Below are 21,055 nucleotides of genomic sequence, written 5' to 3' on the forward strand. Positions count from 1 at the left end.
TGCTGTCTGACTTGATTATAGATTGTCCGACATCGGACGTCAATCTTTTTTTTCGCATTTTTTTCCAAAGATTTAAATACCCTTCATCGGACATTTACCCAACCTTTTCAATTCCGCACAATGTCGCAATATCCTGCTGGCCGAAAACGGCAAATTTCCGAATTCAAGCAAAAATAACAACCCTTGCTCAAACAAATAAAAACCGCCAGGGAATCTTCATTCCCTCGCGGTTCCTTCTACTTTATTCAAAAACTCTTTAACCACTTGCAGGTACTCCCGGGTTTCCTCCAAATAGGCCACGTGAGAGCTATTATCGAACACATGTCCTTCCGAGTTTGGCACCAGAGACTGATAGTACCGAGTGGAATCGGGCGATGCTTCATCATAACGGCCGCACAAAAACAAGGACGGGACGGAAACTTCAGGCAGGCGATCCGTGATATCGTAGGTTTTCAGGCTGCCGGTCGAAAAAAACTCCGAAGGCCCCCACATTTGCAGGTAAATGTCCTTGTTCGCCAGAGGCCGTGCTTCCGCCATCACTTCGGGCCACGGGTCTAATCTGCAAACATGCCTTCGGTAATAATCCTTCATCGCTTCCTGGTAAGCTTCCGAACCCGTCGTCCCTTGCTCCTCGTGGAAGGCGATCGTCGTTCGAACGTCTTCCGGCAGCTGCTCGAGATAGCGGTCGGCGTCTTCTTTCCAACGCCGTGCGCTCAAACAAGGGCTGGAGAAAATGGCGCTGAGAACGCCGGCCGGCCTTCTTTCGGTCAAATAAGAGGCAGCCAGCATCGTTCCCCAGGAATGGCCGAACAGATGGAACTCGTCCAATTTCAACGCATCTCGAACGCAAACCAATTCCTCTACGAAACGTTCGGTATGCCAAAACGACGGATCTTCCGGCCTATCGGAGTAACCCGAACCCAACTGATCGTAGAAAATGACCGGCCGGCTTTCGGATAAGGCGCCCAGCACAGACTTCAGCGGGCCATGGGTATTGCCGGGTCCGCCATGCAGCACGAGGAGGGGTTTGCCTTCGCTCTCGCCCCATGCGCCCATGCACACATACCATACCCGCCCACCGGGGACCTTGATATGGCCTTCCTTCACGTTCAATGCTGCAACCTCCCCGTCATGATGCGGAAATCTCGGTGAGCCGTTCGCGGATGTTGTCCGTGCACACTCCTCCGTGGTAGGTAATGGCCGTTGCGATGTCGTAGTCCAGCAGCTTGGACAAAGAATGGATCGCACCCTCCCAATCCGGAGTTACCTTCGGATTCGGCGGCATGAGTACGCCGTTGTCCGCCGTGAGGGCATCGCCGGTAATCAACGTACGGCTGGGCTCGTGGTACAAGCACATATGATCAGGCGTATGGCCGGGCGTGAAGATGACCTTGACTCCTCCCGCAATCGGCAAGACAACGCCGTCTTGAAGCTTCACGTCCACCTTCACGGGCTTAGCGAACGTACCGCTCTTGACCAGCGGGATTTCCCCTTGCAGATAAGGGACGCCGACCTCGTGCGCCAATACCTGGATTTTACCGTCGAAAGCCTGAACCAGTTCGGGCAAGCTGCCGATGTGGTCCCGGTCCTGATGCGTGATGATGATTTTCGTCAGTTTATCGAACGGCAAGGACTCTCGCTCCATGGCCTCGCGGATCAACTCGAGCTGCCCCGGCAGACCGGTGTCGACCAAAACCAATTCGTTTTCATCCCACAATACGGACGCATGCACGACAAAAGGATCTCCCTTGGTGCCAATATCCAACTTCAAAGGTTTGACTCCGGCGTTGGCTGCCATGCTCATTCACTCCTTCGAATTGATCATACTATCCAATCGTACGTCCCATTGGGTCGGCTCGAATTCCGTGACCTCGTAGTCCGCGATTTGGTGAACGTAAAAAGGATCTTGTGCGATGATTCTTTCGATTTCATCTCGGTCGCTTCCCGAAGCGACGATCAATCCCCCGGTGCGCGGCACTTTGCGTCCGGACAGCAAGAAATGGCCGTTGGCATAGTACTTTTCCAAAAAGGCCCTGTGTGCCTCCAAATGGTGTTCAACCTGCTGAATCGGAACTTTGTATTTTAATGAGATAACGAACATGAAGAATCCTCCGAATGATTTTACTTCACGATCAGTACGGGAACGCGGGATTGCTGGGCAACCTGATGGCTTACGCTGCCGAGCATCCATTCTTGGAAAGACCCCAGACCCCTGCTGCCCAAGACGATCAGATCGCATAGATTTTCCGAAGCGTATTTCAGAATCGCCGAAGCCGGACTGCCGGAGAGTACCGCGACGCGGGAGTAAGGCAAAACGGCGATTTTCCGTTCCGCTTCCATCAACAGGGCGTCCTCGTTCTCCCTCAGCTTTAGAAGATAACTTTCGGGCACCGCCCATCCGAATCCGTCAATCACCAGCATCGGACGGTGCAGGACATGAACGACGGTCAGCTTGCTCCCCGGCGTCCGATCGGTCAGCTTCACCGCTTGATCCAGCGCTCTGTCGGCAGATGCCGAGCCGTCGTACGCAGCCAGCAGATGGTGGTAAATCATGACGGACTCCCCCTTATGAAATCCCTTTCTTACTCCATCATATGGGGAAAACCTTCATCACGCTTACCGCATGGCCTGTCGCCTTATGCTCCCGGAATCGGCTTGCGTCCGATGAATCCGTCGTTCCAACCGTGATAATGGGAAATGCGCTCTTCTCCTTCTTTCCAGCAGATCAGGACGGGTTCGTCATCCATGACCGCGGGAAAATCGATCAATCCGGGGCGAATCATTTTGAGCAGAACGCCTTTCCGTTCGAAGTTTCCGATCAGCAAATCGACTTCCATTTTCATGAAGTCCAGTCGAATCTCTTCCTCGAAGTAAGGATCGCCCGCTTCCGCCGTCTGAACGGCAGATGCTGCGCGTCTTGCCTTCTTCTCCCGCAGCTCCTCGTACAGCTCCTCAAACCGGGAAGACAATCGCTGCAACTCCAGCAGATCGGCTTTCAGCTCCGGCAGGAGCGCGTTGGCTTCTTCCAGCGTAAAAATCTTCTTGTCCACGTCGCATCCCTCCTCTGTCAATAAGTGTAATCGATCGCATTGGAACAGTAAAACCAAAAAGAGCCAAACCCTCGTCACGAGGATTCGGCCCTGTATCGGATATGCTGCGGCCTCGCGTTAACCGCCGATGCGGGACATTTCGACTTTCGTTTGCTTCTGGGTATGCAGTCCCCGGATTTCCGAATAGCGATCCGTCCTTGCCCCCCATACCGAACGGATCAGTCCGTCGATCTCCTCGTCCGAGCTGCCGTTTCGCAAAGGTTCCCTTAAGTCGGTTCCGTCACCCGAAAACAAGCACGTGTACAGCTTGCCGTCGGCGGATAGCCGAGACCTGGTGCATGTTGAGCAGAAGGCGTGCGACACCGAAGAGATAAAGCCGACCTCCGTGCCGCAGTCCTCATACCGGTAACGCTCCGCCACCTCTCCGAATCGTTCCGGCTCAGCCGCCTCCAGACGCATTTCGGTCCGCAGCAAACGAAGGATTTCGGCGCTCGGCACGACGGAATCCAGCTTCCAGCCGTTGGAGTTTCCGACGTCCATGAACTCGATGAAACGAAGCTGGATCCCGCGTTCCTTAAAATACCTGGCCATCGGCAAAATGTCCTGCTCGTTCACGCCTCGTTGGACAACCATATTCATCTTGACCTTCAGCCCGGCTTCAGTGGCTTTCCGAATGCCCTCCAGCACCGTCGCCACGGGGAATCCGACACCGTTCATGCCGCCGAACCGCTCGTCGTCGAGGCTGTCCAGGCTGACCGTGATCCGGTCCAATCCCGCAGCCCGCAGTTCCGCCGCCTGCTTGCCAAGCAGGGAGCCGTTGGTTGTCAGCGCGATGTCTTCGATACCTGGAATGCGGCGGATTTCCGCGATCAATTGAGGCAACCCTCGCCTAAGCAACGGCTCGCCGCCGGTGATTCTGATTTTGTCTACCCCGAGCCCCGAAAAAATCCGAGCGAGCCGGGTGATTTCCTCGAAGGAAAGAATGCTCTCCTTGCTCATGAAGGCATAGTCGGGACCGAAGATTTCCTCCGGCATGCAATACCGGCACCGAAAATTGCATCGATCCGTGACCGAAATTCTCAAATCTCTCAAAGGCCGGCCAAGTTGATCGACGATCTCTTGCTCCGTTTGCATGTTTCCACCCCATCCCCCGCCCCTGTATATCTCTTATTTTAACCGATTTTCGAGGCAGGGGCATCCCTATGTAAGGTGGAAGGAAGGTTATTTATACAAAATGTCGTTTCTCAGCGTACCGATTTTGCCCAAAACCTGTTCGATGTCCGACGAGGCGACGTGGAATTCCTCCAACGTTTTGCTTAAATGGGAGACGATCGCGTCATAATGAACCGGCTGCAGGTTCATTCCCCGATGGGCCTTCGTCATGGATTTTCCCGTAAATTCGATGCCGCTTCCGAGCGCGTATCCGATGAATGCCGCTTGGTGCCTCCGCTGCTTGGCCATGTCGGTATGTTCGAAAAAGCCGTTCACCGTATCGTCGGCCAGCACTTTCTCGTAAAATTTGTCCACGACTTTGTCGATCGTTTCTTGGCCGCCAAGCTTGGCGTACAGCGTATCCGTCGTCTGATTCATGCCAAATCTCTCCTTTACCTCATGGGATAAAGGTACATTTCCCGCAGCCCGAAACGCCTATTCGACGTGTATGGTTCTTCCCGCTTGGAAGATACTAACAATGTATTTCTACAGGATTGGAGCCAGAGACCCAATGAATGCACAAGCAAGTGAAATCATGATCACGCCCCCTTATAAAGCGAAAGAAACCGACACCGTGAAGAACGTCATCGAAAAATTCGTCGAGCACCGGATCAGCGGACTGCCCGTCGTCAACGACCTCGATCAAATCGTCGGCTACATCAGCGACGGTGACATCATGCGGTACATCGGCAAACATAAGGATATCGTCGTGGACTTCGGCGTTTACTACAATTACGTGCTCGGGGACCAGAACCCGTTCGATCTTCGCTCGAAAAATCTGGATCAGGTCGGGGTGATGGACATCGCCCAACGCAAGGTCATTAAAGTCCAATGGGACGAGGATATCGAGGACATCGCCGCGCTGCTCGGAAAGAAAAACATCAAAAAAGTTCCGGTGGAGCAGAACGGCCGCTTGGCCGGCGTCATCAGCCGGGGGGATATCATCCGGTTCATATACCGGAACTATCTCTGCCAGCCGTCTCCCGAACCGTCTTCGGAGTCGAGTTAATCGTCCGTTCCCAGCACGTCCGTGTTCGGCGGAACATAACCCAAGTGACGGATCATGGAGACGATCTGGCCCTTGTGATGGTATTCGTGGGTGACCGTATGCATCAGCAGCTTACGGGGCGTGATGGTCAGCGTTTCGCCTGTCGTCCTCCACGGAATCACTTTGTCGATCGGTTCATCCATATACGAATCGGGACTTCCGAGCAGTTCCGCCACCAGTGCATCCGCTTGGTCGAAAATCGCTCGGATGCCGTCCAAGCTGATATTCGGAATGTCTTCTTTCGGCGTGAGCGGCTTATTCGTTTTCGACAGAATGAAAGAACCGATCCATGCGCGGTAACAATCCGCCGTGTGGACCAGCATATCCCGAATGCTGGCGTACCCGAATCCGTCCAACGGACGCGTTAAGCTTTCGGGCTCCAGCCCGCCGCAAAAATCGAAAAGGATGCCGCGGGTCTGCCGGACCCATGCGTATTCCGTTTTGTTCATCTCTTTCACTCCCATTATGATTGGCTGATGAAATCGCTTATCGTTTTAAATAAGAGGTCTTTCTCGGTGTTTCGGATGTCATGGCCGGAGGATTTGAAGTTTCGAACTGCAACTTTCGGGCAAATCCTTCGATAGGCGTCGATTCCTTTGTCTTCTAACAATCGGCCTTCGAGTGTTCCTCTTAAGAGGAGCATGCGGATGTCAGTTTTAAAATCGAATGCAAGGAAATCCGATTCTCTCTGAATGCCCCACACAGCCTCCGGTCTTATGACGAGGTACTGTGCTATGTATTCTTGCGCCCATCCGTCGGGCATCTTTCGGTGCTCTGGAGGATAGTCCTGGGCGATCAGAGAAACGACTTTCGATTGGTTCTTCTCTAGATAACCTAACGCGTAGGACACTCCTCGGGAATACGAGTAAAGGTGAAACCGGTTCAGTTGCGCGGATTGTACGACGCACTCCATATCCGCGAGATGATCTTGATGGCCGTATCCTTGTTCTGGAGTGTCGCTTTGCCCTCTCCCTCGAAAGGAAAGCACCACGCATCTTCTCGGAGAAACATATTCGATCAGATCTAAATATTCTTCCGCCGTTTCCGATAAACCGGGACAGATCAACAGTGGAACCAACGAAGAGTCCGTATTCGAATCCAGGTAGTGAATGCCGATGCCGTTATGGCTGGCTTTCTTAGACTCGATTCCCACCTTAATCGCGCCCCTTCTATCCCGACTATTTTCCATTTTATCCTTGTACCGCGCAATCGTCGAGAACCGACACCACAAAGAGAGTCATTGGGCATTAGTGGGAATTACTCCTACTAATCCTTCACCAGATGAAGAACTCCGCCGATTTGTGGGAAAAGCTCCCACTAATTTCGTTCAGAACGCCTTTCTTGGCATTCACCCTCGATATTAGTGGGAGATTTTCCAATTATTCTTCCAGAAATCAGAAAAACATTGAAATTAGTTGGAGGTTTTCCCACTATTGCATCGCAATCCGCTATCCATGCCGCTCCACGGCACGAAAAAAGAGGCGATCCAAGTGATCGCCTCTTCACGCTATGATTACAATCTAACTTCCCTGCCGAGTTCGGCCGATTCGTAAATCGCCGACAGGATTTTGATCATGTCCACGCCTTGGTCGGGGGTGATGATCGGCTGTTCGCGGCCGAGCACGACCTCGACGAAATGGCGGATGTTCGCCGTGTGCTGCGGAAGCTGGGCGGTCTCCAGATGAGGCTGCTGATCGAGCAGTACCCCATCCGTTTCCGTAAAGAGGTTCAGCTTGTCGTTGATCAGGCTGAAGCCGCCTTCCGTGCCTCTCCACTCGAGAAACTTCTGCTCGGCCGCAACGTTCGACGCCCAGCTGAATTCGATTTGCAGCGAAGCGCCGTTATCGAAACGGATGAATCCGGCCGCCAGGTCCTCTACGTCGAATGTGCCAGCCGGCACGTTGCCGGACGCGTCCGGACGGTCCGCGAACTTGCGGTAGGTCGAACCGCTGACGGTGACCGGCTTCGGATTGCCGCCGATCCACATGGCCAGGTCGATCATGTGCACGCCCAGGTCGATCAACGGGCCGCCGCCGGACAGTTCCTTCGTCGTGAACCAGCCGCCGCGTCCCGGAATGCCCCGGCGACGGATCCAGCCGCAGCGTCCCATGTACAGGTCGCCGAGTTTGCCTTGCTCAGCCAGCCGCTTCACGAATTGAGCTTCCGAGCTGAAGCGGTTGTTCCGCATCGTCATCAGGACTTTGCCGGTTTCACGCGCGGCATCCGCCATTTTCTGGGCTTCGACCGGGTTTACCGCATCCGGCTTCTCGCAGAAAACGTGTTTGCCCTGCCGAAGCGCCGCGATCGCGATTTCGGAATGGAACAGGTTCGGCGTGCTGATTCCAATGATGTCGATGGACGGATCCGCAATCATTTCGCGGTAGTCCGTGTAAGCCTTCGTTCCGGGGTAATCCTTTGCTACCGCTTCGGCGGCTCCAGGAAATGCGTCGCAGAACGCAACGATTTCCGCTTCTTTAACCGACAACCAGCCCGGCAGATGCGCCCATTTAAAAATGCCGCCCGTTCCGACGACTCCGACTTTCAACATGGTCATACACTCCCCTTGATCGTTTCGAGCGGTTTGGCGTTGCCGTAACGCGGGTAGTCCCGCTTCACCGGAGCGGCCCATTTGACGGCGTTGGAAATGACTTTCCGCACTTGCGGGTTATAGTACGTCGGATATGTTTCGTGTCCCGGACGGAAATAGAACACTTTGCCCGCACCGCGCGAGTAGCAGCAGCCGCTGCGGAAAACTTCGCCGCCCTCGAACCAGCTGACCATGACGAGCTCGTCCGGCTGCGGGATGTCGAAGTGCTCGCCGTACATTTCTTCCTGCGGCAGCTCGAAATATTCCCCGATGCCTTCGGCGATCGGGTGAGCCGGGTTGACGACCCAAATGCGTTCCTTCTCGTCCGCTTCTCTCCACTTCAGGTCGCAAGACGTCCCCATCAGCTTTTTGAAAATTTTCGAGAAATGGCCCGAGTGAAGCACGATCAGCCCCATGCCCTTCAGGACGCGCTGATGAACGCGCTCGACGATTTCGTCCCGGACTTCGTCATGCGCCACGTGCCCCCACCAGATCAGCACGTCGGTGCCGTTCAGCACTTCTTCGGTCAGTCCATGCTCCGGATCGTCCAAGGTGGCGATCTTTACGTTCGCGGCGACATCCAGTCCTTCGGCGATCGCGGCATGCATGCCGTTCGGGTACACCGAGGCGACTTTGTCGTTCTTTTTTTCGTGGCGGTATTCGTTCCAAATCGTAACGTTAATCGGTTGGCTCATGTTGACGCTCCTTTGGCACAGAGGAATCGGTTCTTTCCCTATTGTAGTCAACCGGTTATGACGGTTCGATGGCAGATTCGATGAATTTTTTACGGTATTCTGTCATCGTCGCCAAAACAATGTGCCGTTATGCTAAAATATCTTTACGTAATCCTGCTGAAGGTGGTGGACGCGCAGATGGAAATGAGACACGAGCAAGTCGTCTATCAGAATCCGTTCCTGTCCATTCGGATATGGCAGATCGATACCGCAATGCCCGCCGTGAAAGAAGTCCGCGCCCAAACGGAAGCCGCATGGATGCAAAAGCAATACTCCCAGTGGCATTACCATGAGGAAGTGGAGTTCTTGCTCATCCTGGAAGGAGAATTGACGGCTTTCTGCTCGGAGGAGAAGCTTGTGCTCCGCTCGGGCGATATCGCGTTGTTCGGTTCTTCCGAACCGCATACGACGCTGCAGACGACGGAAGGACGCTTGAGTTACATTGTGCTCCAAATCGACCTTCGAAAATATTGGGATATCAGCACCCTGAACAGCATGCAGCATTTCTCCGAGGTCATCCGGCCGCTCAGCGCGCTCAATTACGTGTACATGGCGAACCCGGACGTCAAGAACCGGACGGCGTCGCTTATGCGTGAAATTTACGAAGAAATGAACCGTAAGCAAATCGGCTACGAGCTGTCCGTCTCTTCCCGCATCAAGGACATGCTGCTGCTGCTCTTGCGGCACGACGATCAGAGGCGCCTGCATTATTTGGACAGCCATCTGCTCGAGCGTCTCCAGCCCGCGATCGATTACGTGGAAGAGCGGCTCAGCGAGAAGCTGTCCGTCTCCGAGGTCAGTCGGCGGATGAACATGAGCTATACGCACTTCATCAAAACGTTCAAAAAAGCGGTCGGCATGTCCTTCACGGACTTCGTCGTCTACAAGCGCATCAAAAAAGCCGAGCAGCTGCTCCTGACGTCGAACGTCAGCATCGCCGAAGCGGCGGAAGCGGCGGGGATTTCCAACCTCGGCCATTTTTACGACATGTTCCGCCGCTACAACGGCTGTTCTCCGAAACAATTCAAACAAAAGCTCCGTGAACCTTTCACGGAAGACAACGACAGCTTAGAAGCAGACGGGAGCGCATCATGAACGCCATCGAATTTCTAGAACAAACTTTCAATTCTTGCGAACGCCAATTGGGCCATCACGGCAAACGGAATATCCGGGTGCTGAAGGAAGCCTTCGAGCAAATCGAGGAAAGCCGGTTAAGCGATCGGTACGGGACGGGAGCGGTCATCGAAGATTTTCAAGCGAAAATGGCGGCCCTTCTCGGCAAAGAAGCGGCAGTGTTCTTCCCGAGCGGGACGATGGCCCAGCAAATCGCGCTGCGGATCTGGTGCGACGAGAAGAGCCTGAAGAAGGTCGCTTACCATCCGCTGAGCCACCTGGAAATCCATGAGCAAGACGGCTTGAAGGAGCTGCACGGGATTCAAACGGTACTGTTGGCGGATCGGGACCGCGTAATCGAGTTGGAAGACGTGAAGGGCATGACCGAAAACGTTGCCTGCATCCTGCTCGAGCTGCCCCAGCGCGAGATCGGCGGCCAGCTTCCGAGCTTCGAAACGCTTGTCGGCATCTCGGATTACTGCCGGGAGAAAGGCATCGGGCTGCATCTGGACGGAGCCCGGCTGCTCGAGGTGCTGCCGTACTACGGCAAAACAGCCGCCGAAGTGTGCGCGTTGTTCGACAGCGTCTACCTCTCCTTCTACAAAGGAATCGGCGGAATCGCGGGTGCGATACTGGCGGGTGATTCCGAGTTCCTCTCCAAATCGAAAATATGGAAAAGGCGCTATGGCGGCGACTTGATCAGCCTGTACCCCTACATTCTGTCGGCGGATTACTACTACGAACTTAGAGCTCCCAAAATGGGGCAGTATTACGAAGATGCCAAGGAACTGGCCGCATCGTTCAACGCCTGCCATGGCGTCTCCACGCTGCCGGTCGTGCCCGTCTCGAACATGTTCCACGTCCATATTGATCTCCCTAAAGAGAAGGCGGCTTCGATCCTGGCTGAGGTCCAACGGGCAACGGGAATCGGATTTACTTCTTATTTGAAGGAAATCGACGAGTCGACCTGTGCTTTCGAGATGAGCGTGGGCGATCAATATGCGGATTTACCGAAAGAGGATCTCCGTCGGGCGTTCCGGTTACTCGACGATGGCATGAAAGCATAAGCGGCGAAGGCCGCTTTTTCTTTTGGCTCAGGGAACTCCCCGATTCCCCCGTCGGGGAATTGCCGGATTTTAGGGTAGGGTGTGATATTCCTCACACTTTTTTCGGGGAAAACCCTCCCCGAACTTCAGGAGATTCCCCGATAACGAAAACGGCTTGCGGGAGGTAAGATAGATTCAACAGCAAATAAGGGGTTGGCGAAAATGGCCATTAGCGAAACGGTATTGTTGAAGGGTGCCGGCGCAGCGACGGAACGGAAAGAGAATCCGCTGGGCATCCAAAGCTTCTTCTCGGCAGAGCAATTCGAACGGATCGCCGAGCTGATGTATCCCAAACGCGCGGAAGCCGGCAGCTACCTGTTCTGGGAAGGCGAACCGACCGGCAAGCTTTACTACATCCGTTCGGGCAAGGTGAAGCTGCGGAAATCGACCGAGGACGGCAAAGACTTCATTCTCTCCATCCTGCAGGCGGGCGACATGATTTGCGAACCGGAGGACGGCATGCGCGCCGTGCACAGCTTCAGCGCCGAAGTGATGGAGAACGCGGACATCGGCGTCGTGCAATGGAAAGACCTGGAGATCCTGCTCTACCGCCACGGCGACTTCGCCGTCCGGTTCATGAACTGGATGGCGCTGATGCACCGCGTCACCGAATCGAAATTCCGCGATCTGCTTCTCTACGGCAAACCGGGCGCTCTGGCTTCCACGCTGATCCGGATGGCGAACACGTACGGCGTCATGGGAGCGGACGGTATCCGGATTTCGCTGAAGCTGACGAACGCCGAGCTGGCCGAATTCATCGGGACGACCCGGGAAAGCGTCAACCGGATGCTGAACGGCCTGAAAGAAGAAGGAACGATCGACATCCGCAAAGGCCGGATCGTCATTCTGGACCTGAAAGCCTTGAAAGGCATGTGCCATTGCCCCGCCTGCCCCGCTTGCCCGAAGGAAGTTTGTAGGATCTGAATCTGCCAGCGGGACCCCATTAACACGGTTTTTGCGTATTCATTCTGAATGACATAAAAACAGGGCTGTCCGAGAGGTTATGAGAGACCTCTTGGGCAGCCCTGTTTGATGTTCAGCCGATGATGAGCGCGTAGACGATTCCCGGTCCGTGTACCCCGATCGTCAGGTCATTCTCGATGTCCGCCGAACGGCTCGGACCCGAGATGAAGTGGATGCCCGCCGGCAGGTTGGCCCGCCCCGCCCGGTCGAAGTCGGGCAGGATTTCGCCGAGCCGGGTTTTCAACCGGTCGGCCGGGATCAGCGCGAACAGCACGGTCGGCAGCAGGCTGACCGAGCGGCCTTTGGTTTTATCCGACAGCACGGTGATCGAACCGGTGTAAGCGGCGGCGTAGTCGGCGAGCACGACGCCGAAGTCGGCTTCGGCTGCCCTGGCTTTCCAGTCGCCGGCCGGATCCTCGTTCCAGACGGAGACGTGGGCGTCCGGGATCGCGGCTTCCAATCCGAGATCGGCCAGCTCGCGCTGGTCCTGGCGGACGACGTATTTCGCCCCCATCTCGGCCGCTTTGCCGGCGATGAACGCCTTCGCTTCATCCATGCCTGGGAGCCGTTGCGCATGGCCGCCTACGGCCTTGAAGTTCTCGATGAACTTCGCGATCCGCTCTTCCATCTGCCATTCGAATGCGTTCCAGAATTCGGGCGCCCCCCGGAAAGGGCGCTGAGGCGGCTCCGTCACGCGAGGCCGTTTCAGCTTCGCCGCGATGTCGTTCATGAAAGCCGCCTGCTTGGCGCATGATTCCTTCTCCAGCCGGGCCAGCAGCTCTTGATGCGTCTCAGCCATGATGTCCGCCGCCTCCCTTGCCTCTTTCTTTCAGAATCGCTTCCATCCGCGCCTTCACGGCGGGATCCATCGCCTTACTCGCGTCGGTCGTCTCGCGCTTCAATCGGTCCCATTGCTGGCGGAACGAACGCTTCGCCAGCGAAGGCGCCACGCGATACGTGTTCCAGCCTTTCAGCGGACCGACCTTCAAGCGGATGCCTCCGCCGCGGACGACCAGCTTCTGCCCGATCTGTCCGAGCTTGACCGCCGCTCCCATGACGCCGGAACCCCCGGCGACGGCCGCGAAGCCTTTCATGCCAGCCGATTCCAGCTTGTTGCCGTGCCCGGATTCCACCTTGCGGCGCCGCAGGTAGACGAGCATGTCGTGCAGCGGAATCTTGACCGGACACGCTTCATAGCAGGCGCCGCACAAGCTGGAAGCGTTGGCGATGTCGTCCCATTCCGCCACGTTCTTCTGCAGAGCCGGCGTCAGCACCGCGCCGATCGGGCCGCTGTAAGTGCCGCCGTAAGCGTGGCCTCCAATGTGCCGATAGACCGGGCAGGCGTTCAAGCAAGCCCCGCAGCGGATGCAGTTCAGCAGCTCCTGGAATTCCGGATCGCCGAGTTGATTGGAACGGCCGTTGTCGACGATGATGATGTGCATTTCCTCCGGTCCGTCGGCGTCCGCTTCCCGCCGCGGTCCGGTAATGCCGGACATGTAGACGGTCAGCTTCTGCCCCGTCGCGGATCTCGGCAGCAGCGTCGCCATCACTTCGAGGTCGGTCCAGGATGGGATGATGCGTTCCATGCCCATGAGCGTGATCTGCGTTTTCGGAACGGTCGTGACCATGCGCGCGTTGCCTTCGTTCTCGAACAACACCATCGACCCGGTCTCCGCGATCGCGAAGTTGCAGCCGGTCATGCCGATGTCGGCTTCGAGGAATTTCTCGCGCAGCTTCTTGCGGACGAACCCCGCCAGGATCGTCGTGTCCGCCTCCAGCGTCTCGCCTGCTTCCTTGGACAGAAGCTCGGCGATCTGGTAGCGGTTTTTGTGGATCGCGGGAATGATGATATGTGACGGCGTCTCGCCTGCCAGTTGGATGATGTACTCACCCAGGTCCGTCTCGATCGCTTCGACGCCGATGTCGTGGAGCGCATGGTTGAGATGCAGCTCCTCGGTCACCATCGACTTCGATTTGACGACCGTCTTGGCGGCTTTGCTTTGCGCCACGGCGAGCGCGATGCGCACCGCTTCCGCGCCGGTTTGCGCGAAATGCACATGCACGCCGTTCGCCCGCGCGTTCTCGACGAACAGGTTCAAATAATAATCCAAATGCGCGATCGTATGAAGCCGGATTTGCCGTCCGCGCTCGCGCCAATCGTCCCAGTTGCCGTGCTGCTCAGCCGCAGCTAGCTTACCGGTGCGCAAACGCTCGGTCGTAAACTTGACCGCCTTGCGGAGAAACTCGTCGTTCAGCGCCAGCTCCGCGCGCTGTTTGACGCTTCCCTTAGCTTGTGCCGCGCTCATGCACCCTTCACTCCTTCATAGAGAAGCTCGGCGAGGTGCATGACGCGCACCGGCTCGCCCCTGAACCGAAGATTGCCGGCAATATTCATGAGGCATGCCATGTCGAGGCCGACCAGCACTTCGGCTTCCGTCTCCTTGACGTGGTCCACCTTCTCGGTCACCATGGCGCCGGAAATGTCCGCCATTTTCACCGCGAAAGTCCCGCCGAACCCGCAGCAATCTTGGGCATAGGGCAGCGGCACGAACTCGAGGCCTTGGACGTGCTGAAGCAGCTCCATCGGCTCGTCTTTCACGCCGAGCAGGCGGCTGCCGTGGCAGGAAGGATGATAAGTGACCTTATGCGGGAACTTCGCGCCGAGGTCTTTCACGCCAAGTACCTGCACGAGGAACTGCGTGAACTCGTAGGTTTTCTCCTGCAGGCGGCCGGCCTTCTCCAGATAGGCAGGCTCGTCTTTGAAGAGTTCCGGGTAGTGATGAATCATATAGGTGCAGGAACCGGAAGGCGACACGACGAAATCGCTGTCGTCGAACGCGTCGAGAATCGTCCTCGCGGTTTTCCGCGCCTCGTCCCAGTAGCCGCTGTTATAAGCAGGCTGGCCGCAGCACGTCTGCACGCGCGGGAACTCCAATTCCACGCCGTAACGGGCGAGCAGGCGGACCATCGCTTCCCCTACGCGAGGATAGATGGCATCGCTCAGGCAGGTAATGAACAAGGATACTTTCATGTTGCGGCACCTCGCTTCCTATACGACCGTTAAGCTCAAGCTGCGCTCTTCCAACCGGCCGCGGATTTCGGAAGGCAGCTTGCGGTCGGTAATGATCTCGTCGATTTGGTCCATGGCGGCTACGTGGGTAAACGCTTGGACGCCGAATTTGCTCGAATCCGCCAGCAGGATGACGCGGTCCGCCCGGTCGATCATTTTCTGCTTCACACGGGCTTGAAGTTCATTCGATTCGCTGACGCCGCGTTCGGGATGGACGCCTTTGCAGGAAAAGAAAAGTTTGTCAACGTAATACCCGTCCAAAGTTCGTTCCGCGAGCGGACCGACGAAGGACAGCGAACGCTGCGCCAGCAGGCCGCCGGTGGAGATGACGTCGATCTTCTCCTTGACGGCGAGCTCAGACGCCACGCGGATCGAATTCGTCAGTACGGTCAGCGGGATGTCCGGCAGGCTGCGGGCCATATACCAAGCCGTCGTGCTCGCGTCCAGCAGGATGCGGTCCTTCGGCTGGATCAAGCCGACCGCGGCTTCCGCGATCCGACGCTTCTCCTCGGAATGGAGGATCTCCCGCTCGGCATACGGAATTTCCGATTGCACGGCATCGTCCTTGACGCTGACCGCGCCGCCGTGGGAACGGCGGAGGCGGCCGGCTTGCTCCAGGCGGTCCAAATCCCGGCGGATCGTCTCCTCCGTCACGCCGCACAGTTCGCTGAGCTCCGTGACCCGGATGCTTCCCCTGTCGTTGACCAGCTGCACGATTTTATCGTAACGTTCCGCTACCAGCATGTTCGATCCTCTTTCCGATGTCTGAAATGTAAATTAAAGCCCCGTGACTTGCAGGAAGCGGCCGTACGCCTCGTTCCAATCGTCCGCGTTCTGCGGTTCGTAGACCGTGACGGGGAACGATTCGCGGATGGCGCCCCGAGCTTCCCAAATGTCCTTGAACTGGCCGCCCGCGATCCATTGGACCGCCAGGTTGCCGATCGCGCTGCCTTCGGCCGGCCCCGCCCATACGGGTTTGCCGATGGCGTTGGCCGTCCATTGGCACAGCAGCGTATTGTGGATGCCCCCGCCGACCATGTGAAGCCCGCCGAACGATTGTCCGGAAAGTTTCTCGGTCAGCTCGAGCACATATCGGTACTTGAAGGCCAAGCTTTCCAAAATGGCGCGGACGGTCTCGCCCGGCCCTTCCGGCGGCCGCTGTCCCGAGCGTTCGGCGTATTGCCGAATGCGCGCGGGCATATCGCCCGGGTGCAGGAACAGCGCGTCGTCCGGCTCCAGGAACAGGCCGAACGGCTTCGCTTCGCCCGCCAGCTTAACCAATTCGGGGAACGTATAGGAAACTCCTGCCCGTTCCCATTCGCGGCGGCTTTCCTGCAGAATCCACAAGCCCATGATGTTCTTGAGCAGCCGATACGTGCCGCCGAAGCCGCCTTCGTTCGTGAAGTTGAACTTCAGCGCGTTATCGTCGATGACCGGCCGGTCGACCTCCGTCCCCAGCAGCGACCAAGTGCCGCAGCTGAGATAAGCGAACGAGCGGTCCAGCGCGGGAACAGCAACGACCGCCGAACCCGTGTCATGCTCCGCAACCGCGACGACCGGAACGGCGCCGATGCCGAGCTCTTCGCGCACCGAAGACCGAAGGCTGCCGGCTGACGCGCCGGGCTGAAGCACTTCGCCGAACCAGGAGGCGGGCAATCCGAGTTTGCGGATCAACTCGCCGTCCCAACGGTCCTCCACCGGATTGTAAAGCTGCGTGGTGGTCGCATTGGAAAATTCGTTGAACGATTCCCCGGTCAGGAAATAACGCAGAAGATCGGGAATCATGAGGAACCGCTCGGCGGAATCAAACAACGGCGATCCGGCGCTTTTCATGGCGTACAGCTGATATAGCGTATTGAAAGGCAGAAACTGAATGCCGGTCCGGGCGAATACTTCGGATGATGGCACTTCCTCGAAAAACTTCTCCATCATGCCGTCCGTATGGCGGTCCCGATAATGGAAGGGGTTACCCAGCAAACCCCCGTCCGGACCGAGCAAGCCGAAGTCGACCGCCCAGGAATCGATCCCCAGGCTGGCAGGCTCCACGCCGGCATGCTTCGCTTTCAGCAGCCCTTGCTTGATTTCGTGATAGAGACGGAGAATGTCCCAGTGCAGGCGATCCCCGACTTGCACGGGATCGTTGGGAAACCGGTGAAGCTCCTCCGTCTCGATGCGGCTGCCGTTCAGCCGGCCGAGGATCGCGCGGCCGCTGCTCGCGCCGAGGTCGAATGCGAGAATTCCGGACAAGGCGGAAACCTCCCTTATAGGTGTGGCAGGCGATTACCCGCGGTTCAGGAGCACTTCCCGTTCGTATTGCTTCACTTGCGCGATCCACTCTTCGCGGACCGGCACGCCTTGCTTCGCGCAGTAATAATCCCACACCGCGCCGAACGGATACGTCTTGAACTCCTCGGTCAAGGCCAGGCGGGTCGTATAATCGCCCTCCAGCTCCGCTTGCTTCAGCGCTTCGACCGGCTCGAGCAACGCCTTCAGCAGCGCCTTGATCGTGTTGCGCGTGCCGATGACCCATGCCGCGACGCGGTTGATGCTGGCGTCGAAGAAATCGAGACCGATGTACGTCGTGTCGAGCAGGTCATGGCGCACCAGCTCGCGGCCGATGTCCATCAGCTCGTCGTCGAGCACGACGACGTGGTCGCTGTCCCAACGCATCGGGCGGCTCACGTGAAGGAGAATCCCGTTCGTGAACAACGCGAGGGAGGAAAGTTTATTGGAGATGACTTCCGTCGGATGGAAGTGGCCGGCGTCCAGGCAGATCAGCTTGTCGTTCTGGATTCCGTAACCCATGTAAAATTCATGGGAGCCCACGACGTAAGCTTCGGAGCCGAGGCCGAAAAGCTTGCTCTCGACCGCGTCCAGGTTGAACGCCGGATTCAGCGGTTCCGCGAACACTTCGTCCAGCGCGTCTTTCAGGCGCCGGCGAGGAGCCATGCGGTCGACCGGCGTGTCCTTGAAGCCGTCCGGAATCCATACGTTCGTGACGCAGGTTTGGCCGAGCTGCTCGCCGAAATAAGCGCCGATTTTGCGGGACGCTTTGCAGTGATCGATCCAGAATCGGCGGATGGCCGGGTCCGGATGGCTCAGCGTGAAGCCGTCCTTGGAATTTTCGTGCGAGAAGCAGGTCGGGTTGAAGTCCAGGCCGAGCCCTTGTTCCTTCGCCCAATCGACCCAACGCTCAAAATGCTTCGGTTCGAGCCGGTCCAGTTCGACCTTCTCGTCCGTATCCGCGTAAATCGCGTGCAGGTTGACCTTGTGCTTGCCCGGAATCAGGGTGAACGCTTTCTCGAGATCCGCGCGAAGCTCCTCCGGCGTGCGGGCCGCGCCGGGGTACGATCCGGTGACGCTGATACCGCCCGTCAGCTCTTGATCGCGGTTCAGGAAGCCCCGTACGTCGTCCCCCTGCCAGCAATGCATCGAGATTTTAATGTCCGTCAGCCGCTCAAGCGCCTTGTCGACGTCGATCCCGTGCCGGGCGTAAAGCTTTTTCGCTTCTTCGTAATTCTTTTCGATATCGGATGGAATCGCCACTGCCTTCATCTCCCGTTCTGATGTGGTTTGATCGGATAAGCCATGACCGACAGCAAGGCGTTGGCGGCCTGCGTCGCGTCTTGGCGGCTGTATTGGACGACGACCGGCACGTCGCTGCTCACGGCCAAGGAATAAGGCACGCCGGGGGGAATCGCTTCCCCCTCCTTCGCCAGCGTGCTCGTCCGGATATGGCGGGACCTTCTGCCGGGCACGACGACCAGCACGTTCTCGATCGGTTCCCGGTCTTCGAAGTATACCGTGAAAGAGAGAAGCGCGTCTTCCGACGAGGTATTCAGCACGCAGACCGATTCATGGCTGACCAGGTCACCCGTGCTGTCCGGCGGAATATAGCCGTCCGGAATGAACCAATGCCGTTCTCCCATCGCTTTGAACAAGGCAAACGCCCTCCCCGATTAACGAGTGAATGCGGCAGGCACGCCGCCGTCGATCGTCAGCATGCAGCCCGTCGTTTTATCCGACTTGGAGGAGGCGAAGAACGCGATGCCTTCCGCGATATCCTTCGGATAAATGTTCACGAGCAGCGTCGTGCGTTTGCGGTAATATTCCTCGAGCTGGTCCGGCTCGATGCCGTAGGCGGCGGCACGTTCGTTGCGCCATGCGCCGTTCCAGATCGCCGAGCCTTGCAGGATCGCGTCCGGAAGAATCGTATTCACGCGGATGCCGAACTCGCCGCCTTCCGCCGCGATGCAGCGGGCCAGATGCGCTTCCAGCGCTTTAACGGCGCTGTAGGCGGTCGCGTTCTTGCCGGCGTATACGGAGTTTTTCGAGCCGATGAACACCATATTGCCGCCGATCGCTTGCTGCTTCATGATCTTGAACGCTTCGCGGGCGACCAGGAAGTAGCCGGTGCCGAGCACGTTCATGTTCAGGTTCCATTCTTTCAGCGACGTTTCGTCGAACGGGCTCGACGTCGCGAGGCCCGCGTTGTTGACGATGATGTCGACGCCGCCGTAAGTCAGGGTCGTGAGGGCGTAAGCGGCTTGGATGGCCGCTTCGTCCGTTACGTCCATTTTAACCGCGAGCGCGCGGTTCTCGCCGTACTTTTCGTTGATTTCGGCGGCGACTTTCTGCGCGCCTTCCAGGTTCAGGTCGGCGAGCACGACGTGCGCGCCTTCCGAGACGAGGCGGCGGGCCGTTTCGCTGCCGATTCCGCCCGCTCCGCCGGTGATGAACGCCACCTTGCGGGAGAACTCGGCTTCCGGCGGCGCAAGGGACAGCTTATACAGCTCGAGCGGCCAGTATTCTACGTTGTAAGACTCGTTCTCGCTTAGCGAGACGAATTGGCCGAGCGCGGTCGCGCCGCGCATGACCGAGATCGCGCGGTGGTAGAGGGCTCCGCTGACCTGGGACAGCGCCCAGCTCTTGCCGGTGTTGACCATGCCCACGCCGGGGATCAGGATAACGCGGGGCGCGGCTTCGAACATAACGTCGCCTTCGTTCTTGTTGCGCTCGAAGTAGGCTTTGTACTGCTCCTTGTATGCGGCGACGCCTTCCTTCAGCTTTGCTTTCAGCCCTTCAACGTCGTCGGCGTTCGGCGTCCAATCGATGAACAGCGGAACGACTTTCGTATGGACGAGATGGTCCGGGCAAGCGGCGCCCACCTGGGACAGCTGCGGGGAATCCTGGCCGCCCACGAACGCCAGCACGTCGTCCTGGTCGTCGAAGGAAAGAATCGCTTTCTTGGCGTCGGACACGGCGCCGCGAATCGTCGGCATCACCTGGGCCGCGATGCTGCGGCGGACTTCGGCCGGCAGCGCGGCGTGTTTGACGCCGCCGAACAGCTTCGCTTCGTTCACGCGGGCTTCGATGAACGCTTCCGCTTCATTGATGATTTTGATCGTCTGCGCGTAGCACGCTTCGGACGTTTCGCCCCACGTGACGAGGCCGTGTTTCTCCATCAGCACGAGCTCCGCCTTCGGGTTCGCGAGAACGCCTTCGGCGATCATTTTGGACAGTGTAAAGCCCGGACGGACATAAGGAACCCATACGAAGCGGTCTCCGAAAATCTCCTTCGCAAGCGCTTTGCCGTTGTCGGCGCAGCACAGGCTGATGATCGCGTCAGGGTGCGTATGATCCACGTGTTTGAAAGGAAGGAAGGCATGGAGCAGCGTCTCGATGGAAGCGCGCGGATGCTTCGCGTCGATCATCGTGTGACCGAGGTAAGCGACCATCTCTTCGTCGGTCATCGCGTCGCGCTCGAACAGCGGACGGATGTCGTCCATGCGAAGGCCGGTGAAGTTACCGGCTTTCATCGAACCGAGATCAGAGCCGCTGCCCTTGACGTACATGACTTCGACGTCGCGGCCGCGGAAATCTTGAACGACCGTCTTCGCGGACGTATTGCCTCCGTAAATATTGCAAACGCGGCGATCGGCGCCGATGATGTTCGAGCGGTAAACCAGTTCCTCCAGCGCGTTCGTTGCCTGAGAAGCTTTTGATGAGTCCCACAAAGATTGAACCATGCCTGAAAACCTCCGAATGTTTTTGTTTTTGCCTGTTTTTAATCATAACATGTTTGTTTTGTTTTGAGAATCAAATATAAATAAAAAAGATAGGCTTCTCTGACCAGCGTCAAAGCAACCCGCCTTTCCAGCAATAATGGGAA

23 protein-coding genes are annotated in these 21,055 nt (G+C 57.3%); 4 read left to right on the plus strand and 19 right to left on the minus strand.

Annotated features, from left to right (window positions below; all coding sequences use genetic code 11):
* Window positions 1-216: 216 nt before the first annotated feature.
* The 7 genes from EAV92_RS10510 to EAV92_RS10540 all read right to left on the minus strand — a co-directional run bounded on the left by EAV92_RS10510 (window position 217) and on the right by EAV92_RS10540 (window position 4,640).
* Entirely contained in the window at window positions 217-1,113 is an 897-nt protein-coding gene (locus EAV92_RS10510; RefSeq protein ID WP_123041038.1) for a proline iminopeptidase-family hydrolase, read from the minus strand.
* Between the two features lie 16 nt (window positions 1,114-1,129).
* Complete coding sequence (locus EAV92_RS10515; protein WP_123041039.1) at window positions 1,130-1,798, minus strand: MBL fold metallo-hydrolase; 669 nt, start codon at window positions 1,796-1,798, stop codon at window positions 1,130-1,132.
* 6 nt (window positions 1,799-1,804) lie between these two features.
* Window positions 1,805-2,239, minus strand: coding sequence for a YciI family protein (locus EAV92_RS10520; RefSeq protein WP_338134415.1), 435 nt, complete (start codon window positions 2,237-2,239; stop codon window positions 1,805-1,807).
* Entirely contained in the window at window positions 2,122-2,553 is a 432-nt protein-coding gene (locus EAV92_RS10525) for a universal stress protein (protein WP_123041041.1), read from the minus strand. Before EAV92_RS10525 ends, EAV92_RS10520 begins: the two co-directional genes overlap by 118 nt.
* An 83-nt stretch (window positions 2,554-2,636) precedes the next feature.
* On the minus strand, window positions 2,637-3,050 hold the full coding sequence (locus EAV92_RS10530; protein WP_123041042.1) for a DUF2203 domain-containing protein: 414 nt from the start codon (window positions 3,048-3,050) through the stop codon (window positions 2,637-2,639).
* 117 nt (window positions 3,051-3,167) lie between these two features.
* Complete coding sequence (moaA, locus tag EAV92_RS10535; RefSeq protein ID WP_123041043.1) at window positions 3,168-4,184, minus strand: GTP 3',8-cyclase MoaA; 1,017 nt, start codon at window positions 4,182-4,184, stop codon at window positions 3,168-3,170.
* A gap of 87 nt (window positions 4,185-4,271) precedes the next feature.
* The gene (locus EAV92_RS10540; protein ID WP_123041044.1) at window positions 4,272-4,640 is read right to left on the minus strand and encodes a group I truncated hemoglobin; all 369 of its coding nucleotides are present in this window, start codon (window positions 4,638-4,640) and stop codon (window positions 4,272-4,274) included.
* Between the two features lie 133 nt (window positions 4,641-4,773).
* Between EAV92_RS10540 and EAV92_RS10545 the strand changes: the two genes are divergently transcribed.
* Window positions 4,774-5,271 (plus strand): CBS domain-containing protein, encoded by a 498-nt coding sequence (locus tag EAV92_RS10545; RefSeq protein WP_123041045.1) that lies wholly within the window; start codon window positions 4,774-4,776, stop codon window positions 5,269-5,271.
* Here EAV92_RS10545 and EAV92_RS10550 read toward each other — a convergent pair.
* The 4 genes from EAV92_RS10550 to EAV92_RS10565 all read right to left on the minus strand — a co-directional run bounded on the left by EAV92_RS10550 (window position 5,268) and on the right by EAV92_RS10565 (window position 8,592).
* Window positions 5,268-5,759 carry a DinB family protein gene (locus EAV92_RS10550; RefSeq protein WP_123041046.1) on the minus strand — a complete coding sequence of 164 codons (492 nt, stop codon included), beginning with the start codon at window positions 5,757-5,759 and terminating at the stop codon, window positions 5,268-5,270. The two genes, EAV92_RS10545 and EAV92_RS10550, sit on opposite strands and share 4 nt — an antisense overlap.
* 14 nt (window positions 5,760-5,773) lie before the next feature.
* Window positions 5,774-6,463: an alpha/beta fold hydrolase gene (locus tag EAV92_RS10555; RefSeq protein ID WP_164472721.1), complete on the minus strand. Its 690-nt coding sequence runs from the start codon at window positions 6,461-6,463 to the stop codon at window positions 5,774-5,776.
* Window positions 6,464-6,823: 360 nt separating this feature from the next.
* The gene (locus EAV92_RS10560) at window positions 6,824-7,858 is read right to left on the minus strand and encodes a Gfo/Idh/MocA family protein (RefSeq protein ID WP_241158503.1); all 1,035 of its coding nucleotides are present in this window, start codon (window positions 7,856-7,858) and stop codon (window positions 6,824-6,826) included.
* A gap of 2 nt (window positions 7,859-7,860) precedes the next feature.
* Window positions 7,861-8,592: a ThuA domain-containing protein gene (locus EAV92_RS10565; protein WP_123041049.1), complete on the minus strand. Its 732-nt coding sequence runs from the start codon at window positions 8,590-8,592 to the stop codon at window positions 7,861-7,863.
* A 177-nt stretch (window positions 8,593-8,769) separates the two neighbouring features.
* Between EAV92_RS10565 and EAV92_RS10570 the strand changes: the two genes are divergently transcribed.
* The 3 genes from EAV92_RS10570 to EAV92_RS10580 all read left to right on the plus strand — a co-directional run bounded on the left by EAV92_RS10570 (window position 8,770) and on the right by EAV92_RS10580 (window position 11,774).
* Window positions 8,770-9,726: an AraC family transcriptional regulator gene (locus EAV92_RS10570; protein ID WP_164472722.1), complete on the plus strand. Its 957-nt coding sequence runs from the start codon at window positions 8,770-8,772 to the stop codon at window positions 9,724-9,726.
* Window positions 9,723-10,811, plus strand: coding sequence for a threonine aldolase family protein (locus tag EAV92_RS10575; RefSeq protein ID WP_123041051.1), 1,089 nt, complete (start codon window positions 9,723-9,725; stop codon window positions 10,809-10,811). Before EAV92_RS10570 ends, EAV92_RS10575 begins: the two co-directional genes overlap by 4 nt.
* 201 nt (window positions 10,812-11,012) lie before the next feature.
* Entirely contained in the window at window positions 11,013-11,774 is a 762-nt protein-coding gene (locus EAV92_RS10580) for a Crp/Fnr family transcriptional regulator (RefSeq protein WP_123043680.1), read from the plus strand.
* Between the two features lie 112 nt (window positions 11,775-11,886).
* Here the strand turns inward: EAV92_RS10580 and EAV92_RS10585 are convergent, their stop codons facing one another.
* From EAV92_RS10585 to EAV92_RS10620, 8 genes are read right to left on the minus strand one after another with little or no spacing between them, the layout of a single operon-like run.
* Window positions 11,887-12,612 (minus strand): LutC/YkgG family protein, encoded by a 726-nt coding sequence (locus EAV92_RS10585; RefSeq protein WP_123041052.1) that lies wholly within the window; start codon window positions 12,610-12,612, stop codon window positions 11,887-11,889.
* The gene (locus EAV92_RS10590; RefSeq protein ID WP_123041053.1) at window positions 12,605-14,119 is read right to left on the minus strand and encodes a LutB/LldF family L-lactate oxidation iron-sulfur protein; all 1,515 of its coding nucleotides are present in this window, start codon (window positions 14,117-14,119) and stop codon (window positions 12,605-12,607) included. The genes EAV92_RS10585 and EAV92_RS10590 overlap by 8 nt, the downstream gene beginning before the upstream one ends.
* Window positions 14,116-14,844: a (Fe-S)-binding protein gene (locus EAV92_RS10595; RefSeq protein WP_123041054.1), complete on the minus strand. Its 729-nt coding sequence runs from the start codon at window positions 14,842-14,844 to the stop codon at window positions 14,116-14,118. Before EAV92_RS10595 ends, EAV92_RS10590 begins: the two co-directional genes overlap by 4 nt.
* Window positions 14,845-14,862: 18 nt before the next feature.
* Entirely contained in the window at window positions 14,863-15,627 is a 765-nt protein-coding gene (locus EAV92_RS10600; RefSeq protein ID WP_123041055.1) for a DeoR/GlpR family DNA-binding transcription regulator, read from the minus strand.
* Window positions 15,628-15,660: 33 nt separating this feature from the next.
* Window positions 15,661-17,130 (minus strand): rhamnulokinase, encoded by a 1,470-nt coding sequence (locus EAV92_RS10605; protein WP_123041056.1) that lies wholly within the window; start codon window positions 17,128-17,130, stop codon window positions 15,661-15,663.
* A 33-nt stretch (window positions 17,131-17,163) separates the two neighbouring features.
* Window positions 17,164-18,423, minus strand: coding sequence for an L-rhamnose isomerase (gene rhaA / locus EAV92_RS10610; RefSeq protein ID WP_123043681.1), 1,260 nt, complete (start codon window positions 18,421-18,423; stop codon window positions 17,164-17,166).
* Between the two features lie 11 nt (window positions 18,424-18,434).
* Window positions 18,435-18,812: a sensory rhodopsin transducer gene (locus tag EAV92_RS10615; protein WP_123043682.1), complete on the minus strand. Its 378-nt coding sequence runs from the start codon at window positions 18,810-18,812 to the stop codon at window positions 18,435-18,437.
* Window positions 18,813-18,842: 30 nt separating this feature from the next.
* Window positions 18,843-20,912, minus strand: a complete 2,070-nt coding sequence (locus EAV92_RS10620; protein ID WP_123041057.1) for a bifunctional aldolase/short-chain dehydrogenase — start codon at window positions 20,910-20,912, stop codon at window positions 18,843-18,845.
* Window positions 20,913-21,055 lie beyond the last annotated feature (143 nt).

Origin of the sequence: Cohnella candidum, assembly GCF_003713065.1 — a bacterium.
Taxonomy (GTDB): Bacteria; Bacillota; Bacilli; order Paenibacillales; family Paenibacillaceae; genus Cohnella; species Cohnella candidum.

Excerpts from the sequence above, each read along its gene's own strand:
- EAV92_RS10540 (WP_123041044.1), bottom strand. The coding sequence starts at position 4,640 with ATGAATCAGACGACGGATACGCTGTACGCCAAGCTTGGCGGCCAAGAA.
- EAV92_RS10620 (WP_123041057.1), bottom strand. The coding sequence starts at position 20,912 with ATGGTTCAATCTTTGTGGGACTCATCAAAAGCTTCTCAGGCAACGAAC.
- EAV92_RS10580 (WP_123043680.1), top strand. The coding sequence starts at position 11,013 with ATGGCCATTAGCGAAACGGTATTGTTGAAGGGTGCCGGCGCAGCGACG.
- EAV92_RS10565 (WP_123041049.1), bottom strand. The coding sequence starts at position 8,592 with ATGAGCCAACCGATTAACGTTACGATTTGGAACGAATACCGCCACGAA.
- EAV92_RS10525 (WP_123041041.1), bottom strand. The coding sequence starts at position 2,553 with ATGATTTACCACCATCTGCTGGCTGCGTACGACGGCTCGGCATCTGCC.
- EAV92_RS10615 (WP_123043682.1), bottom strand. The coding sequence starts at position 18,812 with ATGGGAGAACGGCATTGGTTCATTCCGGACGGCTATATTCCGCCGGAC.
- EAV92_RS10560 (WP_241158503.1), bottom strand. The coding sequence starts at position 7,858 with ATGTTGAAAGTCGGAGTCGTCGGAACGGGCGGCATTTTTAAATGGGCG.
- EAV92_RS10575 (WP_123041051.1), top strand. The coding sequence starts at position 9,723 with ATGAACGCCATCGAATTTCTAGAACAAACTTTCAATTCTTGCGAACGC.
- EAV92_RS10595 (WP_123041054.1), bottom strand. The coding sequence starts at position 14,844 with ATGAAAGTATCCTTGTTCATTACCTGCCTGAGCGATGCCATCTATCCT.
- EAV92_RS10545 (WP_123041045.1), top strand. The coding sequence starts at position 4,774 with ATGAATGCACAAGCAAGTGAAATCATGATCACGCCCCCTTATAAAGCG.
- EAV92_RS10600 (WP_123041055.1), bottom strand. The coding sequence starts at position 15,627 with ATGCTGGTAGCGGAACGTTACGATAAAATCGTGCAGCTGGTCAACGAC.
- EAV92_RS10570 (WP_164472722.1), top strand. The coding sequence starts at position 8,770 with ATGGAAATGAGACACGAGCAAGTCGTCTATCAGAATCCGTTCCTGTCC.
- EAV92_RS10520 (WP_338134415.1), bottom strand. The coding sequence starts at position 2,239 with ATGCGATCTGATCGTCTTGGGCAGCAGGGGTCTGGGGTCTTTCCAAGA.
- EAV92_RS10590 (WP_123041053.1), bottom strand. The coding sequence starts at position 14,119 with ATGAGCGCGGCACAAGCTAAGGGAAGCGTCAAACAGCGCGCGGAGCTG.
- EAV92_RS10585 (WP_123041052.1), bottom strand. The coding sequence starts at position 12,612 with ATGGCTGAGACGCATCAAGAGCTGCTGGCCCGGCTGGAGAAGGAATCA.
- EAV92_RS10550 (WP_123041046.1), bottom strand. The coding sequence starts at position 5,759 with ATGAACAAAACGGAATACGCATGGGTCCGGCAGACCCGCGGCATCCTT.
- moaA (WP_123041043.1), bottom strand. The coding sequence starts at position 4,184 with ATGCAAACGGAGCAAGAGATCGTCGATCAACTTGGCCGGCCTTTGAGA.
- EAV92_RS10515 (WP_123041039.1), bottom strand. The coding sequence starts at position 1,798 with ATGGCAGCCAACGCCGGAGTCAAACCTTTGAAGTTGGATATTGGCACC.